Here is a 19,337-nt window from a genome sequence, read left to right as displayed (position 1 = left end):
CCGGATGACATTTTCCGAATTCACTAGGGGCGGACCCCTTAGCCTTGGGTCCGCCCCTGGTTCGATTCGCTATTAAAATACCCTCTCTTTAATATGCGTTTCATTGAATCGCGGAGGGTTAAACCAGTCCCCGCTCTGGGCCCATGTCGGATCCAGCGGAACCCACTTTTTCTCCTCGCTCAAGTACACTTCGTTCCAGGCATGCGGCCCATAGCCGCCCTGGCCGTTATAGCCGCGCCCGGTTACGACGCGCACGTCCAAATCCTGTGAGCGCGCCATCATCGCATACAGCCGGGCGTAATCAATGCAGACGCCAAGCCGGGTATCGTACGTATCCTGCGGCGTCTGCTCTTTCCAAATCCTCTGCTCTTCATAGAGCCGAACCTTCTCATGATCGTAGGATATCCGGCTGCCGACCCAATCATAAAGCTTGCGGGCCCTCTCTTTATCGGTCGAAGCCCCCTTGACCACATGCGCCGCCGTCTGCTCGATCCCCTCCGGAATCCGGTGGTCGATCACCTCGTATTTCCGCTCCATGATGCCGCTTAGTTCATCTTGAACCGACTGGGCGAAGACCGGCAGCTGTTCCCGTACCAGCGATCCCGACAACGGCTCGAGAACAGCCCTTGCTCCCTGCGAATAGATTGGGGAAGCCTCGACATAACGGCTGAATCCATGATCCGGATTGAGGCTGACCCACACGAACAGCACAGCAATGACAAGCATGCTGCGTGCAGCACCAATCAGCACCCCGATGCCGGTGCCGGCCAGCCGGCTCGGCAGCGATGCGGATGTTTCCCTCCCGGATCGGAACAAGCTTCCCCCGCCGAAAATCAGTGAGATCAGCAGCCGCAGCATAAATACGATCAATCCGTAACTAATCATAAACAGGACCGCAAATCTTAGGAGCGGAAAATCAGCCAGCGATTTCACCGCCGTATAATACACCTGCTCCCAGAACCGCAATTCCCGGTCCGGTAAAGCGGAGATCGCGCCTAACCATTCCCCGGCCTTTGGCGACAGCCACAACGTAAACGGGATGGATATCACCAGACCTCCGATCCGGAGAAGGGCATCCCCCAGAAAAGAAACAAGCTTCCCGGCTGAACGGGACGCTCCCCGTCTCCAACCCTGTATCATGGAGAAGGCCACAATCAGCAGCAGCAAAACGGTAATTCCGTTTCCGTCACGCACACTATCGATCCATGCGGACATCACACGGCATTCCCCCTCTCCCAATGATGTTGGTACAACCGGCCGCAGATGAGCTGGCAAGTTACTATTGCACAACGGATCTGCTTAGCCGGGTCTGATTGCACCTTTATTTAGATAAAATGGTTGTTCGTTATTTGGAATCCGTATTGTTCTTGGCATCGTTGATAAAGCTGCGTATGGTGTCGTTCATGTCCCACTTTCCTACCGATACCCCGCGAAATGTTACCTCAACTTCATTGGAGCCTGCACTTCCCTTCAGCTCCAAGTTCGGGGCCGTAATGAAATAGGTTCCGTCTCCATTCGACGTATACTTTGCTTCCTTCGCTTCCTTGATCATCAAATTCAGCGCTTCGGTCTTGACGGTATCGATGGTTTCATCCTTTACCGTCGATACAACCTCCCCGATCTTGTCCAGCGATATTCCGCTATAGACCAATAGGCCTACAATGATCAGGACGGCGATCGCCCATTTGATGACCGTTCTCACCACATTCAAAACGACAAACAGAATAATTAACGCGATTGCGATAACGAGCCAGTTCTGCTTCAGAAACTCCATCCATACTTGCGTATCCATATCCTTCACTCCCGTCGCTAATAAAACGGCGGTTTGACGGCCGTCTTTTTAATTATACATGATTCCCAAGGATGCTGTCAGCCAACCGGGTCTTTTTACTAAGAGGTATAAGCCTGCCCCTTGGAGCGTACAAGTAGTATCATAACGATCTTTTGCCGGATAGGAGGGTGCCATATTGAAAACCGCTTTATGGCTATACATGTTTTTATTTCTGGCGTTTTTTGATTTGCACGCCCAATATCCCGTGCTCACGCCGTTCGCCATCTCGCTTGGGGCCGCTCCGGCCTTTATCGGCTGGATGATGGGCATATATGCCCTGACCCATCTGCCGGGCAATCTGATTGCCGGCGGCCTGATCGACCGGCACGGCAGCCGGCGCTACATTATTTTCAGCCTGACTGCGGCAGGCATCATTCTGCTGCTGCAGGCCCATGTCCAGCTTCCCTGGCAGCTGCTTGTGCTCCGCTCCATCAGCGGCTTTGTGCTGGCTTTCCTGTCACCTGCATGTCTTGCCCTGCTCGCATCCTTATCCAAAGATCCCGTGACGCAAGGCAAATACATGTCCGGGCACGGCCTTGTACACACCCTGGCTTCCGTTCTTTCGCCTGCAGCCGGAGCCTTTATCGTAGCGAACACCGGATTTTCGGGCACCTTTCAGAGCCTCGGCTGGCTTCTCATCTTTACGGGAATCATGGCTTTTCTTAGCCTCCCCAGGCAGGCAACAGAGACAGTCGGCAAGAAGGAAGCCAAAGCCCAGCCTAACCAGGGAACAACCCGGCTGCCCTTTAGCCTTCGGCTTTATCTGTTCCCGTTTGTCATCGCATGCTCCCAAGGCATATTGTTCTTTGAGATTCCGCTCCGTGACAGCGGGCAGGCAAGCATCATGTCAACCGGACTGCTCTTCTCCGTCATCAGCCTGGGGGCGCTTGTTACCCTGAGCATGCTTTTCCTGAACCGCTATCCCCCTCGGGCCCGGGTAGCAGCCGGCGTGTTTGGCCTGGCCATCAGCTTTTATTTGCTGGCCGCAGCTGATCATTTGCCGTTGACGGTTACTTTATTTGTATTAGGGTTGTCTAAAGGCCTGCTGTTCCCTGCCTTATCATCGCTATTTATTGAGCTGAGCGGGGGCACCCGGCTCGGGAGGGTATTCTCGCTGCAGTCCATCGCCATGTCGCTCGGTTCCTTTGTCGGCCCGATTGCAGCCGGGCAGCTGCGGACGATCGTATCGCCTTATTTTATTGCCTTTCTTATGCTGATGACCGTTCTCCTTCTGCTCCCGCATCAGAAACGTGTCGAGCCTTCGGCCACCTTGGCACCGGAGACGACACCGGTATCACCGCTCTGACAAACATCACGGATATGGGCTCCATAAACCGCATCAAGTGGGCCAATACACAATCCTATTGGGTAAATGGACATAGAATACAGTGTGGCAACTGACCACGGACATTTAACCAAGGGGTGAAAACGAATGAGTCATGTCCATCATAAACATTGTCATGCACCGGCCTATGGAAATTCGGTAGGAATGATTCTGGTTCTGTATATTCTTCTCGTGATTATCCTGAGCAGCTGTTTCTACTAGAATACATGAGTTTTACTGAAGCGGTCTTCCTGCTGGAAGGCCGCATTTTTCTGTTTTGCATGAACGGCGGTAAACAAGCTACACTATATATACATCTTTCGACCAGAACGCCAACATTTCCCGGGGAATGCTGCCAAGCTACGCCGTATCATGACAGAGGTGAACAGCATGTCAATATTTATCATCGTCGAGGGCAAGAACGACCGCAGCCGTCTCCGCCGGCTGCTTACCTCCGATATTACGATATTATGCACATTCGGTACGTTGAACAGTGCCAAGCTTGACGCATTGCAAAAGCAGGTGCGCGATCAGGAGGTGTATCTGTTCATGGACAACGACAGCTCCGGCAAAAGGATTCGCGGGATATTGCGCGACGCATTCCCGGATGCCGAGCAGATTTACACCCGCCGCGGGTACGCAGGCGTAGAGGGCACGCCAGATGAATATTTAATTGCCCAGCTGGAAAAAGCGGGATTGGAGGAATTCATCATCTACCCGCCGCCTGAAGAATACTAGCCCTAGCCCCCTGTTATAAAGGGATTTTCGAAGCTTGCAGCCTATTCCATTTTCGAATTTCGGATACGGCTCTCCTTCCCAAGTAAGAAGAAACGGCGGTCAGGATGATTCTCCTGCGCCGCCGTATTTGCTTCCTCTATTCGAATTGTCGGATAAGTCCTATTCTTTAATCAAGGTCTTGATGTCTTGAATGATATCCTCTGTTTTTACATCCGACGGAACGCCGGCATTATACATTTTGCGAATATTGTTATCCCGGTCCACCAGAGCGATGGAGTTACCATGGGTGAAGTTCGTCGAATCGTTGCCGAGAAGCGGGATTTTAAAGGAATCTTGCATCAGCTTCCGGGTTTCTTCCTGGTCTCCCCTTAGAAAGTACCAACCGCTGTAATCAGCATTGAAGCGGTCGCCGAACTCTTTGATCTTCTCTTTCGTGTCGGTCTTCGGGTCAAAGGAAATGGACACGAAGTTCACCTCGCCCCCAAACAGCTCTTCCTTCTTCAGCTCTTCCTGAATCTGCGAGAGGATCAGCGTCGTAACCGGACAAACGTCCGGACAGCTGGTGAAATAAAAGTACATCAGCTTGACCTTTCCCTTCGTATCCTCTGACGTGATGGTTTTGCCGTCGACATTCTCCATGGAATAACTGCCGACTTCACGAATGACCGGGAGTTTATCCTTCCCGAATCCCAGTGAGTTGTATACGAGGTACACCGCCGCGACCACGCAGACGGCCAGCAAAATCCAAGTCCATTTATAGCGCTTGAATGCGTTCATTCCCCTTGCTCTTCTCCCTTCTTCCCGGCCTGATTCTTATGGAACCATATGCCTGTCCTGCATACTGAACGTTATGACCGCTACGTAATCCCCTATCCGCCGACCTAACGACCATAGCCGACCTGATTATTCAAATCTTAGAAGGTGGTATTCAGGATTAGAACAATGAGGCTGAGCGTTAAATAATTGATCGAGAAGATGAATACTTTCTTCGACCAAGCCTCATCATCCTTCGCCGTGAATCCCTTCAAAGCCGTATAAAGCCAGCCCATCGCCAGGAGCAGACCGATAACCAGGAAGAAGATGCCTGCGTATCCGTATACATACATCAGAATCGGAATCGGCAGCAGGAGGACAAGGTAAGGGATCATCTGAATTTTCGTACGCTTGATGCCCTTGACGACCGGTAGGAGCGGAAATCCTGCTGCACGATATTCTTCTACCCGCCGAATGCCGAGTGCCCAGAAATGCGGCGGCTGCCATAGGAAGAGCAGTGCAAAGATCAGAATTGCCCCCATATCTACCTGTCCCGATACCGCCACATAGCCGATAGCCGGCGGCATTGCGCCGGAGATGGCGCCGACGGATGTGCTCCATGTCGAGGTGCGCTTCAGCCATAGCGTGTAAACGACGACATAAACGAACATGCCTATCGCGCCGAAGATCCCCGCCAGGACGCCGGAGAACAGGAACAGCACCGCTAGTCCCAATGCACCCAGTATAATGGCATACCAAAGAACAACCTTTGGCGTCAGCCGTCCGGTTGGAAGAGAACGATCGCGCGTCCGTTCCATCTTCATATCGAGTTCTCTGTCGAAATAGTTGTTAAACACGCATGAGGATGCCATGACGAGCAAAGTTCCAAGCAATGTCATCGCGAGCAGTCCGAACTGGATGTCCCAGCGCGACGCCAGCCAAAATCCGGCAAATGCTGCTATCAAATTAGACCGGAGTATTCCGGGTTTGGTCACTGTTATAAAATCTTTCCAAGTCCCCGCTTGTTCGGGAGGTGCAGGCGCTGCGGAAGCCAGTGCTGCGGATTCTGAAGGAGCCTGATATCTCAAGTGATTACCCACGTGTAAACGTTCCTCCTTGTATCTGTCGTTATGGAGGAAGTACTGCCTCCGCTATAAAGTTTATCATATCATTAGTAAAAAGTGTTTAGCAATCCTTCGGAATTCGGTGTATCTATATGACAATTCAGTGACATTTGCCAAGGATATTTCCTTGACGTTATGGCGTTGTTTAAGGCACAATTTGTCTATGTATGGCCCCGTGTCCGGGGACGTTCGCCAAGAATCAAATGAAAACCCGGAGCGCATCTATAGCGCCCCGGGCGGTAAGTCCCTTATGAGAAGAAATTACAGTGTGCGTCCAGAACCCGAAAGTTGCTGTTCAGCTTGCTGTACCAGACGCTTCGTGATGTAACCTCCCAAAGAACCGGTTTCACGGGATGTGTAGCTGCCCATGTATCCGTCTTGAGGAATAGTCACACCCAGCTCGCGAGCAGCTTCCATTTTCAGCTGCTCCAGTGCTTGTCTTGCTTGAGGTACAACCAGATTGTTGCTGCGGGAACGACCTTGTGCCATATTAAATATCTCCCTTCACTGAATGTCTGTTATTCCAGTGCAAGCTTGCAAACTTATTATGGCTTCATCTCGCAGCCTTATACGTAGTTTTTTATTTTTTATGTTGGAGGTTTTTTTTCATATGAGCAAAGGTCTATCCCTATGGTTTGCCGTCTCGTCCATCGTCCTTCTAACCGCCTGCGCAATAATGATCAGCACGAACTGGCTGATTGCCATCGGTCTCGGCATTCTGTCGATTCTTAACATCGGCTGGGGCTTTATCATCAAGTCCAAGCGCAAGCCGTCTTAAAATCAAGTTTCATTAAGTCGGGTTCTCGGCGCCGAAGCGTTTGCCTCCAAAGTGCATAGAGCAATTATTTTGCAGGCAGAAAGCCCATCTTATCCTTAACGCCGTCCAAGATTTGGGCGGCTTTGCTGCGTGCCTGCTCTGCCCCTCTTGCAAGAATGTCGTGAATTTCTCCGGATTCGCGAATTTCATAATATCGCTTTTGAAGCGGTTCAAGCGCAGCCACAACCACCTCGCCAAGCTCCTTCTTGAACGCACCATACATTTTCCCCTCAAAGCGATGCTGCACATCCTGCAGGGAAATGCCCGCGCATTCCGAATAAATGCTCATCAGATTGCTGACCTCCGGCTTCGTTGAAGGATCGTAAACAACCTCGGTACCGGAGTCGGTTGTGGCGCGGCTAATTTTTTTGCGAATCTGGTCGGGTGTATCCAGCATGGCAATATAGCTTCCCTCAACCGGGCTGCTCTTGCTCATTTTTTTAGATGCATCGTCCAGCGACATGATTCGAGCTCCCACTTGCGGAATATACGGCTCCGGTACGGTAAAGAACTCCCCGAAGCGATGGTTGAACCGTCCGGCCAAGTCACGCGTCAGCTCCAAATGCTGCTTCTGGTCGTCCCCAACCGGAACGAGGTCGGCATTATACAGCAAAATATCGGCTGCCATTAGCGCCGGGTACACGAACAGACCTGCCCCCACCGATTCCTTGCCTTCCGACTTATCCTTGAACTGGGTCATGCGCTCAAGCTCGCCCATATGCACGAGCGTTGTCATCAACCACGAAAGCTCAGCATGCTGCGGAACATGCGACTGCATAAAAATATTCGCTCTTGCCGGATCGATGCCGGCCGCAACATACAATGCCGCGACCATTTCCGAACGCTCACGGAGCGCCTTTGGCTCCTGCGGCACCGTAATCGCATGCAAATCCACGACCATGAAGTAGCAATTGTGCTCATCCTGGAGCTTCACAAAATTTTTAATGGCTCCGATATAGTTGCCCAGCGTCAAGTTGCCGCTTGGTTGAATGCCGGATAATACGGTTTTCATTTCATAGTCCTCCATTTCTATTTCTTTCATAAAAATCCAACAAAAAAAGGCCCCACATCCGCAAGGGACGTGAGACCGTGGTGCCACCCTTATTCGCCGCAGCAGCATCGTACGCTTGACAGCTGCAGCCTTCCATTCTTGTAACGGAGAATACCCGGCCGGCATATTAAGGAATTAACACGGTTCATGTTTATCCTGTTCAGCTCAGCACTCAAAGGTCCATTCAGCAAAGCGGCTCCACCGGTTCACATCAGCCACCGGCTTTCTGAAGGAGCGACCGCATCTGCCTACTTGTCCTTGTCATCGTGTTCAATCATCATTGATCACTATTACATGCAATAATAAATCTCTTACACCACCTTGTCAATTCCAAGATCCTGCGAAGGCATGCCCCCGGCGATTTAGAGCTTTTGTTGTACGCGAGGCTTAAAAATCTGTTATGATGTGGTTAATCGTCCAGACCATGATTTTTGTTAGTAAAGGAGCATCGATATGAATCAAGTGACCAAAGGCCAGTGGAATGGTTACGACACCTATATCTTAAACAGCGGCCGTCTCGAAGTGACTCTCCTCCCTCGTCTAGGTAACAACGTGATTGGGATTAAAGACATCGAAGAACAGCGTGAAATCCTCCGAAGGCCGGATGAAAGCGAGCTTGCATTCTATCTCCAAAAGCCGTACCACTTCGGCATCCCGATGCTCATTCCGCCGGGACGGATATCCAAAGGCCGGTTCGAATACGGCGGCCAAACGTATCAATTCGACCAAAATACGGCAGGCGATAATCATATCCATGGACTGCACCGGACCCAAGCTTGGTGCGTAAGCGATATCGAAGAGGATGATGAAGGCTGTGCGGTTTCGACAGAGTTCGTGACCTCTGATGATCCGAAATGGATGTCGCAGTTTCCGATCCCCCTGAAGCTGGAAATGAACTTTCGACTCCAGGGAACCGAATTGGTCCAAAATCTGCGCATAACGAACACCGGCAAACAACCCGCCCCATTCGGCATGGGTTATCATACATGGTTCCTGCTTGACGGCGAACCGCATCGATGGTCGCTGGAAGTGCCTGTCGACTCGATCTATACGCTTAATAACGAGCTGATTCCGACAGGAGATACGTCGGCGCTGGGGCATCTCGAAGGCCTTAATACCGGATTAAATCTGAAGGATACGGATCTGGACACGATTCTGAAAATACCGGAAGGCAAGCCTGCCCTTGCACTGCTTAAACGGGACGATGGTTATGAGATCCATTATTCGGCCGATCGCCAGTATTTTAAGCATTGGGTGCTGTATACGAAGGGCCAAGCTGAAGAGTTCCTGTGCATCGAGCCTTACACATGGCTTCCAAATGCACCCAACTTGAACCTATCGAGCGCCGAGACTGGTCTGATTCATCTCGAGGCTGGAGCATCCGTTGAATTGCAAACCCGCATCCGTGTTCTTCATGGCGCGAATGTCGACTAATGGCATAATCGATCGACATTTAAACGGACGTGACCATATTGGAAGAATCGTCAGAAGCGACATACTTACTGCTTGATAGAATGGCAGCCCTTCGATCTTGAAGGGCTGTTTTTTGGTGATGCTCCATAATCAATAGCTCGATGCCCGCCCCCCTAATTTTACCAGCTCCGTATCTCCCTTGATGGCGAATGAGACCCCTATCTTTCAGGTCATAATATCCTCATACAATCTCAAAGGAGGTGACATGACATGGCTCAAGGACGTTCTTCTAACAACCTGGTTGTTCCTCAAGCGACTGCAGCTCTTCAACAATTGAAGGTAGAAGCTGCTCAAGAACTGGGTGTAACTCTTCCTCAAGACGGCTACATGGGTAACTACACTTCCCGTGAAACTGGTTCATTGGGAGGTTACATCACTAAGCGTCTGGTACAACTGGCTGAGCAGCAATTATCGGGTCGTTCGAACCTGTAATCGCATCTCTTCCCTCCAGCCATAATAGAAAGAGGCGATCTTCTCCCCAAAGATCGCCTCTTTCGCCGTTATATGGTATGAACGAATAATAATTTCATGATTTCGAAGCAGCTTCGGGATATGTATGCCGGGGATATCGTATCATTAAGCTCGCCATATTGTAGTTCGACTCGAGAATTGCATCCACGACAACCACGCCTTGCCGCACCATAAACTCGTAACTGATTTCACCGTGCGTCCAATGCCGCTTATGCTTTAGGCTTTCAAGCGCCATCATCCGAAACGAATACTGCTGCGCTTCGCTTAGCCCCTCCTCACAAGGTGCAATCACCCCGTTTCGCCCAGCCAACGGATTGTGCCGGATACCGAATTTGCCGATGATATTATTTCGTATTTGTACAAATACCGTACCGGAGGTTAATCCCCCCAGTTCTTCCTCCAGCTCTCGAAACACGATATCCAACTGTCTAGCCAGCGATAATTGATCCAATTGTACCATATCGTCACCCCTCCTTTATTAGTAAATCCTCCCTAATATTAGGGCTTATGACTCATTATAAGGGAATGGAAAAGCTCGATCAACATAATTCAACATAATTGGGTATATATTACTAAAATTGCACAATTATTTAAAAACTTTTCTGTATCTTCCGGCATTTTTCTCCCCTTTGCGACAAAAAAAGAAGCCCGCATGGAGCTTCTTTTATCGCATTTCCCCGAAGCATTCGGCACCTATGCCAAATGGTCGGTTAATTGCAGAAACTGTCTGATATCCGATACGCATAAATCCGCCGCGCTTTGCCAAAAATCGCGCTGGGTCAAATCGACGTCCAGATGCTTTTTCGCCAAATCCTCCACCGTCATGACGCCTGTATCACGGAGAAGCGCATCGTATTTCTCAGCAAAAGCAGGACCTTCCTGAAGGGCACGAACGTAGAGGCCAGTACTGAACATATAGCCGAATGTATACGGGAAATTATAGAACGGTGTACCCGTAATATAGAAATGCAGCTTGGATGCCCAGAAATGAGGATGGTAAGACGTCAAGGCGTCGCAATACGCTTCCTTCTGCGCCTCCACCATGAGATCCGAAATTTCCTCGGCGCTGAGCAGCCCGCTCTTCCGCTTCTCATAGAATCGGGTCTCAAACAGGAATCTTGCATGAATATTCATAAAGAACGCAACGCTGTTCTGAATTTTCTCCTCCAGCAATGCCAGCTTCTCTTCTTCGCTAGACGCCCCTTTCACCATCGCGTCAAATACGATCATTTCCGCGAAGGTCGAAGCGGTTTCGGCGACGTTCATCGCGTATCTTTGGTTGAGCACAGGAATTCCGCGCATCAGGAACTGATGGTACGCATGTCCCAATTCATGAGCCAGCGTGGACACGTTCGAGGCGGTCCCGCCAAACGTCATGAAGATCCGCGTCTGCTCGCTGGCCGGGAACGAAGTACAGAAGCCGCCAGGTCTCTTGCCGGGACGGTCTTCAACCTCAATCCAGCCTTTATCGAACGCCATTTGGGAGAAGTCCGCCAGCTTCGGACTGAATTTGCGGAACTGCTCTACGATATTAGCTGCCGCGTCATCATAAGAAATTTTAGCTGCGGACGTGCGGATCGGCGCATCCACGTCAGTCCAGGACAGCCCCTCAAGACCAAGCAGCTTCGCCTTGCGATTCAAATACTCCACCAGCACCGGCTTCGTATCCTGAATGACCGCCCACATCGTATCCAGCGTCTCGCGGCTCATCCGTCCGATCGCCAGCGGCTCTTTCAACACATCGTCCCAGCCCCGGTTCTCATACAGCTTCAGCCGGAAGCCGGACAGATGGTTAAGCGTATCTGCGCAGTAGTCCGCCGCTGCGCCCCATGCTGCCTCCCATTTCTCAAACATCGACTGCCGTACCCCACGGTTAGGATCGTGCATTTTGTTAAAGGCTTGTCCGGCGGAGAGCAGCTTGGTCTCGCCGTTCTCTTCGTACGGAATTTGAATTTTGCTGACGATGGTGTCGTAAAATTCGCCCCAGCCGTGGTAGCCGTCAACGGCGAGCGCCAAAGCCAGGCTTTCCAGCTCAGGGCTCATTTTCTCCTTCGCCAGGTTCCGGCTCTCATTCAAGATGAAGTCCAGCTTGGACGCAGCCCCGGTGCCTGTCCACGCCGTCCAGAGCTCATCGTTCATGCCGCGAAGCACATTATCGAACCGGCTTTTCACGGATTGGAGCGTAGCCGACAGCGAGGTGACCCGCCCTGACAGCTGAACGGCTTTTTTATCGTTTACGTTCTGTGCGGTCAAGCAGCTTACAAATGCTGAGGCTTCCCGTACGCGGGCATAGCAGCTCTGAAACTGCTCCAAAAAGGCCTCCAATGCTTGTGTGCCTTCGATCGAATCCGGCACGGAGAGGCTTCTTACATCCTGCTGGAGGGCTTGCATATCCTTCTCCAGCGTCTCCAGGAAGCTGGCCAGCTGCGGAGACGAGGAGCCTCCCGGGAAAATGGTTTCTAAATTCCAGGTCTGTTGAAGTGTCATATCCATAGTCCGCCTTTCAAAAATGAAGTGAGTTTTTTTCTTCCAGCTTGACGCTCATATTTGTATGAACGACGTGAAAAGTGTATAACTATATATATTAAAATTACTGCTGGAGGATCGATAAGCGATGAGACCTTTACAAATTTCACCAGAGACGGCGGTAACCTTGTCCAAGCAGCTGGGCGTTCCGCTGGAGCAGCTTATGCACATGCCGCAGCATATCCTGATGCAGAAGATCGCCGAGCTTGCGAAGAACGATAAGGAAGAGCCGCAGTCGGAGCAGAAGAGCGAACAGGGCCGTCCGGAGAACTCATGATACCTTTTTCAAACACATGGCCCTATGATGTCGTCGGAAATGACGTATATGTACAAACATGCCCCTTCTGCGGGACCGACAATGTTCTGCTTCCCATGAAGCCCAAGGAGCTGATTAGCGTCAGGGAAGGCAAGAAAAAGCTGCTGATCTTCCCCTGCTGCCACAACCGAGTAACCGTGCTCGACAGCGACATCGATTATTTGCTTACAGACCAGCGGCTCCGCTAATGACGACAGCCGGCCGCTTGGTTCTACCCTTCGGAGTCGATATCCCTGCTCCCCGCAAGTCCGATGCATCCGGAGCGCGGCAAGCTCCAAGCTAAGTCTATCGATTCTAAGCTGCGCCTTTCAGCCGGCTTTCGTTCCTCTGGATGAAGCGGCTACTCCGCTCCCAGTGCGTGGCCCTTCTCTTCCCTCAGCTGTTCGGAAGCGACCCGCCACTGCTCCCTGGAAGCCCGAATCATTGCGGCATCCACAATCTTCTGGTCTTGAACCACTCTTGCGAACCACTGCACCGCCTCCTGGTATTGTCCCAGCCTTCGGTGAATTTCCCCGATGAGATACAGCAGCTTTGCGTCATTGGCCCCTACTCCCTCAAGCTCAAACACACGGATATAGGACTCAAGACTATACCTCAAGAAGCGCCTTTCCTGCTCCTGATTCTCCTGGTAGCGGTACAGCCACGCAATATGGTGAAGCAAGCTTGCGATGATTCGCTCGCGTTCCCCGATGATCTGCGCGCAGAGCAAGCCGAGCTTGTACGTCTCCAGCGCTTCCTCAAGGCTGCGCCGGCCTCCGAAGTCGCGGCTCTCCCATCGGCATGCTATTTGCGTCTGAAAAGCCGACCTCTGCTTGTCATTCATTTTGATCAGGGAATTTTCCGTGGAGGCAAATCCGCAGCTCGGGCAGATCCTGACGACATAGTAATCGGGATTTTCCGACTTATAGTACGCGCAAAAATCGGTATCCGTCCGATAGGCCTTTTTAAAGCTAGGCCGGACCCTCGAGGTTTCAAACTCATGCTCGCAGTGGATACACTGCACCTTGATGGAATACAAGGGCTCCAATTTCATCTTCGCTTCCCATCCCTTCCCTTGCGTACTCTCATCCTGCCTTTAGTCCAGGGGCGTGTTCACGAAATGGTGGGCAGGGCCGGACAGGCGCTGCAGCACAAATTCGCGAAGCTCATCGTCCACGCCGATCTCCAACAATGCCCCCTCCATGCAGCGGAGCCATTCCTCGGCATGACGCTCCGTAATCGGGAATCGAAGATGCCTTGCCCGCATCATCGGGTGACCGTACGCTTCGGAGAAGAGCGCGGGGCCTCCGAAAAACTGGCTTAAAAACATATACTGCTTCTCCATTACCGGCTCAATATCCTCCGGAAACAACGGTGCCAACAGCTCGTTCTGCTGAACTCTCGGATAAAATGCCTCGACTAAAGACCGGATCCCCTCGGCCCCCCCGAGGTTATCATAGATGCTCAAATGCGGATTCATACCCGTTCAGGTCTCCCATCTATATATATAATTTTCGACATGGATGCACTTCTCTATTATAGCAAAAAACAACAAAAAAAGGCGCACCCCAACGGGAGCCCCTTCTAAATGCTATTAATAACTGCGCCAGTCCTCTTCACTCTGGACGAGAGAAGCACGTATAACATAAACGAAGGCGCATACCAGAATACCTGCGACTATGCTCATGATCATCACTCCATCCAAACATAATACGAAAGATGTGCTTTGATGTTTTTTATTATAGCACATGTTTCCGGAAAATAAAGCAATTTTGAAACCGCTTACTCATGTTTTTTTAGACTGTTTGTCCTAATCCCGGCATACATTTTTAGAAAAGACCTATCTCTGCGAATTTTCTTCGATGCCAGGAGGCAATGATTACATGACCATGAAAAAAGCGGGCTGGCTGCTGCTGGTAATGGCATTGACCAGCGTGATCGTTCTAATGGCTATATATCCGAAGGCTGCTCTGGAGTCTGCTCTCAGGGGCCTCTCCATCTGGTGGGATGTGCTGTTTCCATCCCTGTTCCCCTTCTTTGTGATATCGGAAATGCTGCTGGGATTTGGGGTTGTGCATTTGGTCGGCACCCTGCTCGATCCCTTGATGCGCCCGCTGTTTCGCATACCCGGGGCAGGCGGGTTTGTTGCGGCGATGGGCTATGTATCGGGTTACCCGGTCGGCGCTAAGCTCACGGCCAAGCTTTGGGAGCAAAAAATGGTGAACCGCGAGGAAGGCGAGCGTCTTGTCGCCTTCACCACCTCGTCTGACCCGATCTTTTTGATTGGCGCGGTATCGGTCGGCTTCTTCCATGACCCGAAGATCGGCTTGATCCTTGCGATCGCCCACTATGGCGGAGGCTTTGTTGTCGGTCTGCTGATGCGGTTTCACGGCAGACGCAAATCCGCCGACCATTCCGGTGAAGACACGCTGAATATCGCAGGCGGGAAGCCGGGACGGATCAAGGCCGCGTTCCAAGCGATGCATGCCGCAAGACTGCAGGATGGACGAGATCTCGGCACCTTGGTAAGCCAAGCGATTCAATCCTCCCTTCAGCTTATTATTGTCGTTGGAGGGCTTGTTGTATTCTTTTCCGTCTTTCTGGAGCTTTGGACCCGCGCAGGTGTGGTTACAAGCTTCACCGAGTTGATCAAGGTTTTGCTGTCGCTGATCGGGATGCCGGAAGCCCTGTCGACCGCGCTGGTAGGCGGCATCTTTGAGGTAACGCTCGGGGCGCGTTATGCCGGGGAGGCCGGTTCCTTCATCCCCTTGCCTTACAAGGCTGCAGCCGCGGCTTTTATCCTGTCATGGGGGGGCTTGTCCGTTCATGCGCAAATCGTCAGCATTTTGAACTCTACCAATTTACGATACTTCCCGTTTGCCGTCGCACGGCTGATCCACGGGATTATAGCGGCCTCGGCCGTCATCCTGCTGTGGGAGACGGTGATGGGGACTTCGATGCCTGCGTGGATGGATTCCTCTGTTGTTTCGACTCCTGCCTTAAGCGGGTATACCCATATTATGGCGGCCTTTTCCTTAACGATCGGCACGATGATCGCTTGCTCGTTGCTGATCCGTCTGATCAGGGGCCTGCATCAAAAAATCCGCAAAATCCCTAGGTGAACATTGTGTTATTCTCCAAGATTGATTATCATCTTTATATAACCTTACAAAGGAGCTTATCAACTTGAGATATTATGTTCTGGACCGCGGTGACCCATTGTCTGTTGAGCTGACCCAGCAGTTTCACAAGCTGGCCGAACAGCGGGGGTTTGTGCTGGATGCAGAATCTCCCGAGATTGTCGTTTCGATCGGTGGAGACGGTACGATGCTGCACGCATTTCATACCTTTATTGACCGTATACCTGACTTGGCTTTCGTCGGTGTTCATACCGGTCATTTAGGGTTCTATGCAGACTGGAAAGCTGACGAGCTGAACGAACTTATTGATCATATGAGCGGCACCAAAGAGACGGGAGCCGTGGAGCCGCGTCTCGTCAAGTATCCCTTGGTACAACTGGAGATCCATAAGAAGTCAGGGACTTCATCTTATATTGCGCTGAATGAGTTTACGCTCAAGGGCGTTGACGGGACGGTCGTCGCCCAGATTGACATTAACGATGTAACCTTTGAAATGTTCCGGGGAGACGGCATTTGCGTATCCACCCCATCCGGCAGCACGGCTTATAACAAGAGTGTCGGAGGCGCGATGGTCCATCCCTCGATCGATGCCTTGCAGATCGCGGAGATTGCCTCGATCAACAACCGCATCTTCCGAACGCTCGGCTCGCCGCTTCTTCTGCCCAAGCATCATCATTGTGATATTTTTTCGCGCAAGGAGCAGCGCTTGCTGCTTACGATTGATCATATCAATATCTCGATCGATGATCTTATCTCCGTTCGCTGTCAGGTGGCGGAGCAGCAGGTCAGCTTTGCCCGATACCGTCCGTTTCCGTTCTGGAACCGGGTTCGCGATGCGTTTCTTGGTTAATCAAGCATACAAAAAGATCGGCCTCTGTCCATTGGTGCAGAGATCCGATCTTTTTTATTAGGATATAAAGTTCAAGTCAAGACGGGATTCAAGAAGTAGCGGACCTCGGAGCCTTCGGCCCCTTCTCCCTCGGCTCGCGCTGATCACGCTGTTCGCGCTGCTCCCGCTTCGCTTCCCGGACTTCGCGGTCCCGGCCGTCCTTCCTGCTCTTCACCGCTCCGTCCTGTGCGGCCTCCTTGTTTCCTCTATTCTCCTCATCAGGCCGGACTTCCTTAACTTCTACTGTATCCCGGGGTTCCCGGTCCTTCGGCTCTTTATGCTCCTTATGCTCCTTTGTCTTCTGGAGCACGAAATGGGCACAGCCGAAATTGCAGTACTCGTTAATATAGTCAGACATGCTGGAGAATGTGGAGTCCTTGGCGGCCTTCGGATGGTTGTCGCGGTAGAAGCCTTTTAGCCGTAGCTGATTGTAGCCCCAATCCCCCACAATATAGTCATACCGGTCCAGTACCTCGCTGTACCGATCCCGGAAAGCCTCCAGATTCCAACCGTTCCGGTAGTCCTTCAGCAATTCATAGCTTTTGTTGCCGATAATGATCATGACAGCATCCCTGCCTTTCTAACACGCTGAGACTGGATTAAGACTGAACCGTTTCTTCCTTGCTCCGTGCAGCCGATTTCACCTGCTCGTGCGCATGGTAGGAGCTGCGTACCAGCGGACCGGATTCCACGTGGCTGAAGCCCCGCTTCATTCCCTCTTCCTTCAGGATGGCGAACTCCTCAGGCGTATAATATTTTTCCACATTCAAATGCTTAGGCGACGGCTGCAAATACTGGCCGATCGTCATAATATCGCAATCGACGGCCCGAAGATCATCCATCGCTTCCAGAATTTCATCCCACTCTTCACCGACACCCAGCATAATGCTCGATTTCGTCGGAATATCCGGCTGCATCATTTTGGCATTCTTCAATAACTGGAGGGAACGGTCGTACTTCGCTTTAGCCCGTACCCGATCCGACATGCGCTTAACCGTCTCGATATTATGGTTCAAAATGTCAGGCTTCGCATCCATAACAATCTTCAGCGATTCCTCGCTGCCCATAAAGTCCGGGATCAGCACTTCAACCGAACATAGCGGAAGGCGTCTTCGGATCGCTTTCACCGTTTCGGCGAATATGTACGCGCCTCCGTCTTTCAGGTCATCCCTCGCCACACTTGTCACGACGCAGTGCCGGAGGTTCATCTGCTCGGCGGCCTCGGCTACACGCTCCGGCTCCTGCAGGTCAAGCTCCGTCGGAAGCCCCGTGTTTACCGCGCAAAAACGGCAAGCACGTGTGCAGATATCCCCCAGAATCATAAACGTCGCGGTACGGTTCGCCCAGCACTCGTAAATATTCGGGCAGCGTGCCTCTTCACACACGGTATGAAGCGTTTTGGACCGCATCATGCTCTTGATTTCCTTATAATTATCGCCGGTTGTCAGCTTAATTCGAATCCAGTCGGGTTTTGGCTGTTTGGTTTTGGACAAAGAAAATACCTTCTTTCGTTGGTTTGATCTTGCCTAAAGTTCATAAACTCACGTTAACTGTTCCATATTATATCATGAAAACCATCATATTACCTGTCCTCATCGATATAACATTCATCTACGTACGGCATGGATAAAAATCCTTGATTTGATTCACCCTACGGTGTAGGCATTCCTATCCGACCGGCGGGCACCATCTGTCTATAGGCTTCGCATCGCCGGTGCACGCCGATTTTCGAAGCGTACAAGAACCCTCAATAATAACAGTCTAAAAAGGGGGTGAAGAACACATTGAGGATCATGCGATCGATATGCTCAAGCCGCGCTTTGCGCCGCGGGATGCTTGCAGCTGTGGCCTCCATAACGTCGATCAGCTGTTTACAAGGAACGGTACATGCCGCAGAGCCCGTAAAGTCTTCGGAGCCGTCCCATGCAGTTGTCGAGGCAAGCTCCACGGGCGGCAATGCTGAAGCGGTATACGCAGCCAGGAAATCTTTATACGACCAGGTTGCCGCTGTAACCCAAATTCCCTGGTACCGGCTCGCGGCCATTGATCAGTATGAACGAACGCTGACCCAGGTTCATCCCAGGGATCGAAAGCATCCCGAACGAACCCTCGGCATCTTCATTCCTCCTACCAGATGGGCAGGACCGTTAAATCCCGATCAGGAGGACGTCGATCCGATGTCCATCAGCGTGTTCTCGGGTATCGGTCTTGACGGGAACGGAGACGGTAAAGCCGATCCTAACGATGATATGGACCTGCTCTATTCCGTCGCGGCCAGACTGGCCCCGTATGGCCATGCTGCCGATGACTTCAGCATCGGCTTATGGTCCTATTATCAGAACACCCGGGCCGTCCAGCGGGTTATGCAGTATGCCAAGCTGTATGAAACCTTCGGCAAACTGGATTTGTTCGACCATGCCTTCCCGCTTCCCGTCAAAAGCAATTACTCCTACCGAAGCACCTTCGGTATGGGGCGCAACTGGGGAGGAAGAAGAGTTCACGAAGGCACCGATCTGTTTGCCTCTCACGGCGTTCCCGTGCGAAGCACATGCTATGGCGTGGTGGAGATCAAGGGCTGGAACAAATACGGCGGATGGCGCATCGGCATTCGGGATTTGAACAATCACTATCATTATTACGCCCATTTGCAGGGCTTTGACAAAAGCATCGCCCTCGGAGATGTGGTCAAGCCGGGACAGACCCTCGGCTGGGTCGGCAGCTCCGGTTACGGCAAGCCGGGCACCCAGGGAAAATTCCCTCCGCATCTGCATTACGGCATCTACCGGGATACCGGCCACACCGAATGGGCCTTTGACCCTTATCCCCTGCTGAAGCGCTGGGAGCTGGAGGAGAAAAGATCCAAGAAAAAAACGCGTTCCTGAAGCTCTTCAGGACGCGTTTTTTT

The 19,337-nt window shown here is 51.7% G+C and carries 21 protein-coding genes, 1 pseudogene and 1 other annotated feature; of the genes and pseudogenes, 10 read left to right on the top strand and 12 right to left on the bottom strand.

All coding sequences use genetic code 11. The features are described 5' to 3' along the window. Positions 1-72: 72 nt before the first annotated feature. Positions 73-1,218, bottom strand: a complete 1,146-nt coding sequence (locus NST44_RS09950) for a transglutaminase domain-containing protein (RefSeq protein WP_213616270.1) — start codon at positions 1,216-1,218, stop codon at positions 73-75. A 127-nt stretch (positions 1,219-1,345) separates the two neighbouring features. Continuing rightward, complete coding sequence (locus NST44_RS09945) at positions 1,346-1,792, bottom strand: hypothetical protein (protein ID WP_213616269.1); 447 nt, start codon at positions 1,790-1,792, stop codon at positions 1,346-1,348. A gap of 175 nt (positions 1,793-1,967) precedes the next feature. Between NST44_RS09945 and NST44_RS09940 the strand changes: the two genes are divergently transcribed. Next, positions 1,968-3,137 (top strand): MFS transporter, encoded by a 1,170-nt coding sequence (locus NST44_RS09940; RefSeq protein ID WP_007131969.1) that lies wholly within the window; start codon positions 1,968-1,970, stop codon positions 3,135-3,137. Between the two features lie 408 nt (positions 3,138-3,545). Further along, entirely contained in the window at positions 3,546-3,893 is a 348-nt protein-coding gene (locus NST44_RS09935) for a toprim domain-containing protein (RefSeq protein ID WP_028404785.1), read from the top strand. 159 nt (positions 3,894-4,052) lie between these two features. Here the strand turns inward: NST44_RS09935 and NST44_RS09930 are convergent, their stop codons facing one another. The 3 genes from NST44_RS09930 to NST44_RS09920 form a co-directional block, all read right to left on the bottom strand. Next, complete coding sequence (locus tag NST44_RS09930; RefSeq protein WP_007131967.1) at positions 4,053-4,670, bottom strand: SCO family protein; 618 nt, start codon at positions 4,668-4,670, stop codon at positions 4,053-4,055. A 137-nt stretch (positions 4,671-4,807) separates the two neighbouring features. Continuing rightward, the gene (gene cyoE, locus NST44_RS09925) at positions 4,808-5,746 is read right to left on the bottom strand and encodes a heme o synthase (RefSeq protein ID WP_028404783.1); all 939 of its coding nucleotides are present in this window, start codon (positions 5,744-5,746) and stop codon (positions 4,808-4,810) included. 285 nt (positions 5,747-6,031) lie between these two features. After that, the gene (locus tag NST44_RS09920; protein WP_007131965.1) at positions 6,032-6,259 is read right to left on the bottom strand and encodes an alpha/beta-type small acid-soluble spore protein; all 228 of its coding nucleotides are present in this window, start codon (positions 6,257-6,259) and stop codon (positions 6,032-6,034) included. Positions 6,260-6,380: 121 nt separating this feature from the next. On the opposite strand from NST44_RS09920, the gene NST44_RS09915 reads away from it, so the two are divergent. Beyond that, positions 6,381-6,548 (top strand): hypothetical protein, encoded by a 168-nt coding sequence (locus NST44_RS09915; protein ID WP_007131964.1) that lies wholly within the window; start codon positions 6,381-6,383, stop codon positions 6,546-6,548. A 64-nt stretch (positions 6,549-6,612) separates the two neighbouring features. Here NST44_RS09915 and trpS read toward each other — a convergent pair whose 3' ends face one another. Then, positions 6,613-7,599, bottom strand: a complete 987-nt coding sequence (trpS, locus tag NST44_RS09910) for a tryptophan--tRNA ligase (RefSeq protein ID WP_007131963.1) — start codon at positions 7,597-7,599, stop codon at positions 6,613-6,615. A gap of 60 nt (positions 7,600-7,659) precedes the next feature. Then, positions 7,660-7,912 (bottom strand) — a binding site (T-box leader). 179 nt (positions 7,913-8,091) lie between these two features. On the opposite strand from trpS, the gene NST44_RS09905 reads away from it, so the two are divergent. After that, a complete protein-coding gene (locus tag NST44_RS09905) occupies positions 8,092-9,072 on the top strand; it encodes an aldose 1-epimerase (protein WP_007131962.1) in 981 nt (326 codons plus the stop codon). Positions 9,073-9,321: 249 nt separating this feature from the next. Then, entirely contained in the window at positions 9,322-9,543 is a 222-nt protein-coding gene (locus NST44_RS09900; RefSeq protein ID WP_007131961.1) for an alpha/beta-type small acid-soluble spore protein, read from the top strand. A gap of 94 nt (positions 9,544-9,637) precedes the next feature. On the opposite strand, the gene NST44_RS09895 is transcribed toward NST44_RS09900, so the two are convergent. Both NST44_RS09895 and NST44_RS09890 read right to left on the bottom strand, forming a co-directional pair. After that, on the bottom strand, positions 9,638-10,042 hold the full coding sequence (locus tag NST44_RS09895) for an O-methyltransferase (protein WP_213616265.1): 405 nt from the start codon (positions 10,040-10,042) through the stop codon (positions 9,638-9,640). Between the two features lie 233 nt (positions 10,043-10,275). After that, entirely contained in the window at positions 10,276-12,069 is a 1,794-nt protein-coding gene (locus tag NST44_RS09890; RefSeq protein ID WP_340899138.1) for a M3 family oligoendopeptidase, read from the bottom strand. 127 nt (positions 12,070-12,196) lie between these two features. On the opposite strand from NST44_RS09890, the gene NST44_RS09885 reads away from it, so the two are divergent. Together NST44_RS09885 and NST44_RS09880 are read left to right on the top strand one after the other, a co-directional pair. After that, on the top strand, positions 12,197-12,385 hold the full coding sequence (locus tag NST44_RS09885; protein ID WP_213616261.1) for a YycC family protein: 189 nt from the start codon (positions 12,197-12,199) through the stop codon (positions 12,383-12,385). Then, positions 12,382-12,612: a hypothetical protein gene (locus NST44_RS09880; RefSeq protein WP_007131957.1), complete on the top strand. Its 231-nt coding sequence runs from the start codon at positions 12,382-12,384 to the stop codon at positions 12,610-12,612. The genes NST44_RS09885 and NST44_RS09880 overlap by 4 nt, the downstream gene beginning before the upstream one ends. A gap of 152 nt (positions 12,613-12,764) precedes the next feature. On the opposite strand, the gene NST44_RS09875 is transcribed toward NST44_RS09880, so the two are convergent. Both NST44_RS09875 and NST44_RS09870 read right to left on the bottom strand, forming a co-directional pair. Then, the gene (locus NST44_RS09875) at positions 12,765-13,457 is read right to left on the bottom strand and encodes a DUF2225 domain-containing protein (protein WP_007131956.1); all 693 of its coding nucleotides are present in this window, start codon (positions 13,455-13,457) and stop codon (positions 12,765-12,767) included. A gap of 42 nt (positions 13,458-13,499) precedes the next feature. Continuing rightward, the gene (locus NST44_RS09870; protein WP_213616259.1) at positions 13,500-13,883 is read right to left on the bottom strand and encodes a globin domain-containing protein; all 384 of its coding nucleotides are present in this window, start codon (positions 13,881-13,883) and stop codon (positions 13,500-13,502) included. A gap of 403 nt (positions 13,884-14,286) precedes the next feature. Between NST44_RS09870 and ylbJ the strand changes: the two genes are divergently transcribed. Beyond that, a complete protein-coding gene (gene ylbJ, locus NST44_RS09865) occupies positions 14,287-15,525 on the top strand; it encodes a sporulation integral membrane protein YlbJ (protein WP_213616257.1) in 1,239 nt (412 codons plus the stop codon). A gap of 64 nt (positions 15,526-15,589) precedes the next feature. Next, entirely contained in the window at positions 15,590-16,393 is an 804-nt protein-coding gene (locus NST44_RS09860; protein WP_007131953.1) for an NAD kinase, read from the top strand. Between the two features lie 88 nt (positions 16,394-16,481). Here NST44_RS09860 and NST44_RS09855 read toward each other — a convergent pair whose 3' ends face one another. Continuing rightward, positions 16,482-16,994 (bottom strand): YutD family protein, encoded by a 513-nt coding sequence (locus tag NST44_RS09855; protein WP_213616255.1) that lies wholly within the window; start codon positions 16,992-16,994, stop codon positions 16,482-16,484. A 37-nt stretch (positions 16,995-17,031) separates the two neighbouring features. Continuing rightward, positions 17,032-17,931 (bottom strand): annotated as a pseudogene (lipA, locus tag NST44_RS09850) (lipoyl synthase); the annotation flags it as partial. A gap of 294 nt (positions 17,932-18,225) precedes the next feature. Here lipA and NST44_RS09845 point away from each other — a divergent pair. Continuing rightward, a complete protein-coding gene (locus NST44_RS09845; RefSeq protein WP_373872058.1) occupies positions 18,226-19,314 on the top strand; it encodes a M23 family metallopeptidase in 1,089 nt (362 codons plus the stop codon). Positions 19,315-19,337: the final 23 nt, after the last annotated feature.

The organism is Paenibacillus sp. FSL W8-0919, assembly GCF_038003785.1.
Classification (GTDB): domain Bacteria; phylum Bacillota; class Bacilli; order Paenibacillales; family Paenibacillaceae; genus Paenibacillus_AQ; species Paenibacillus_AQ lactis.
This window is presented reverse-complemented; position numbering and strand designations above follow the sequence as displayed.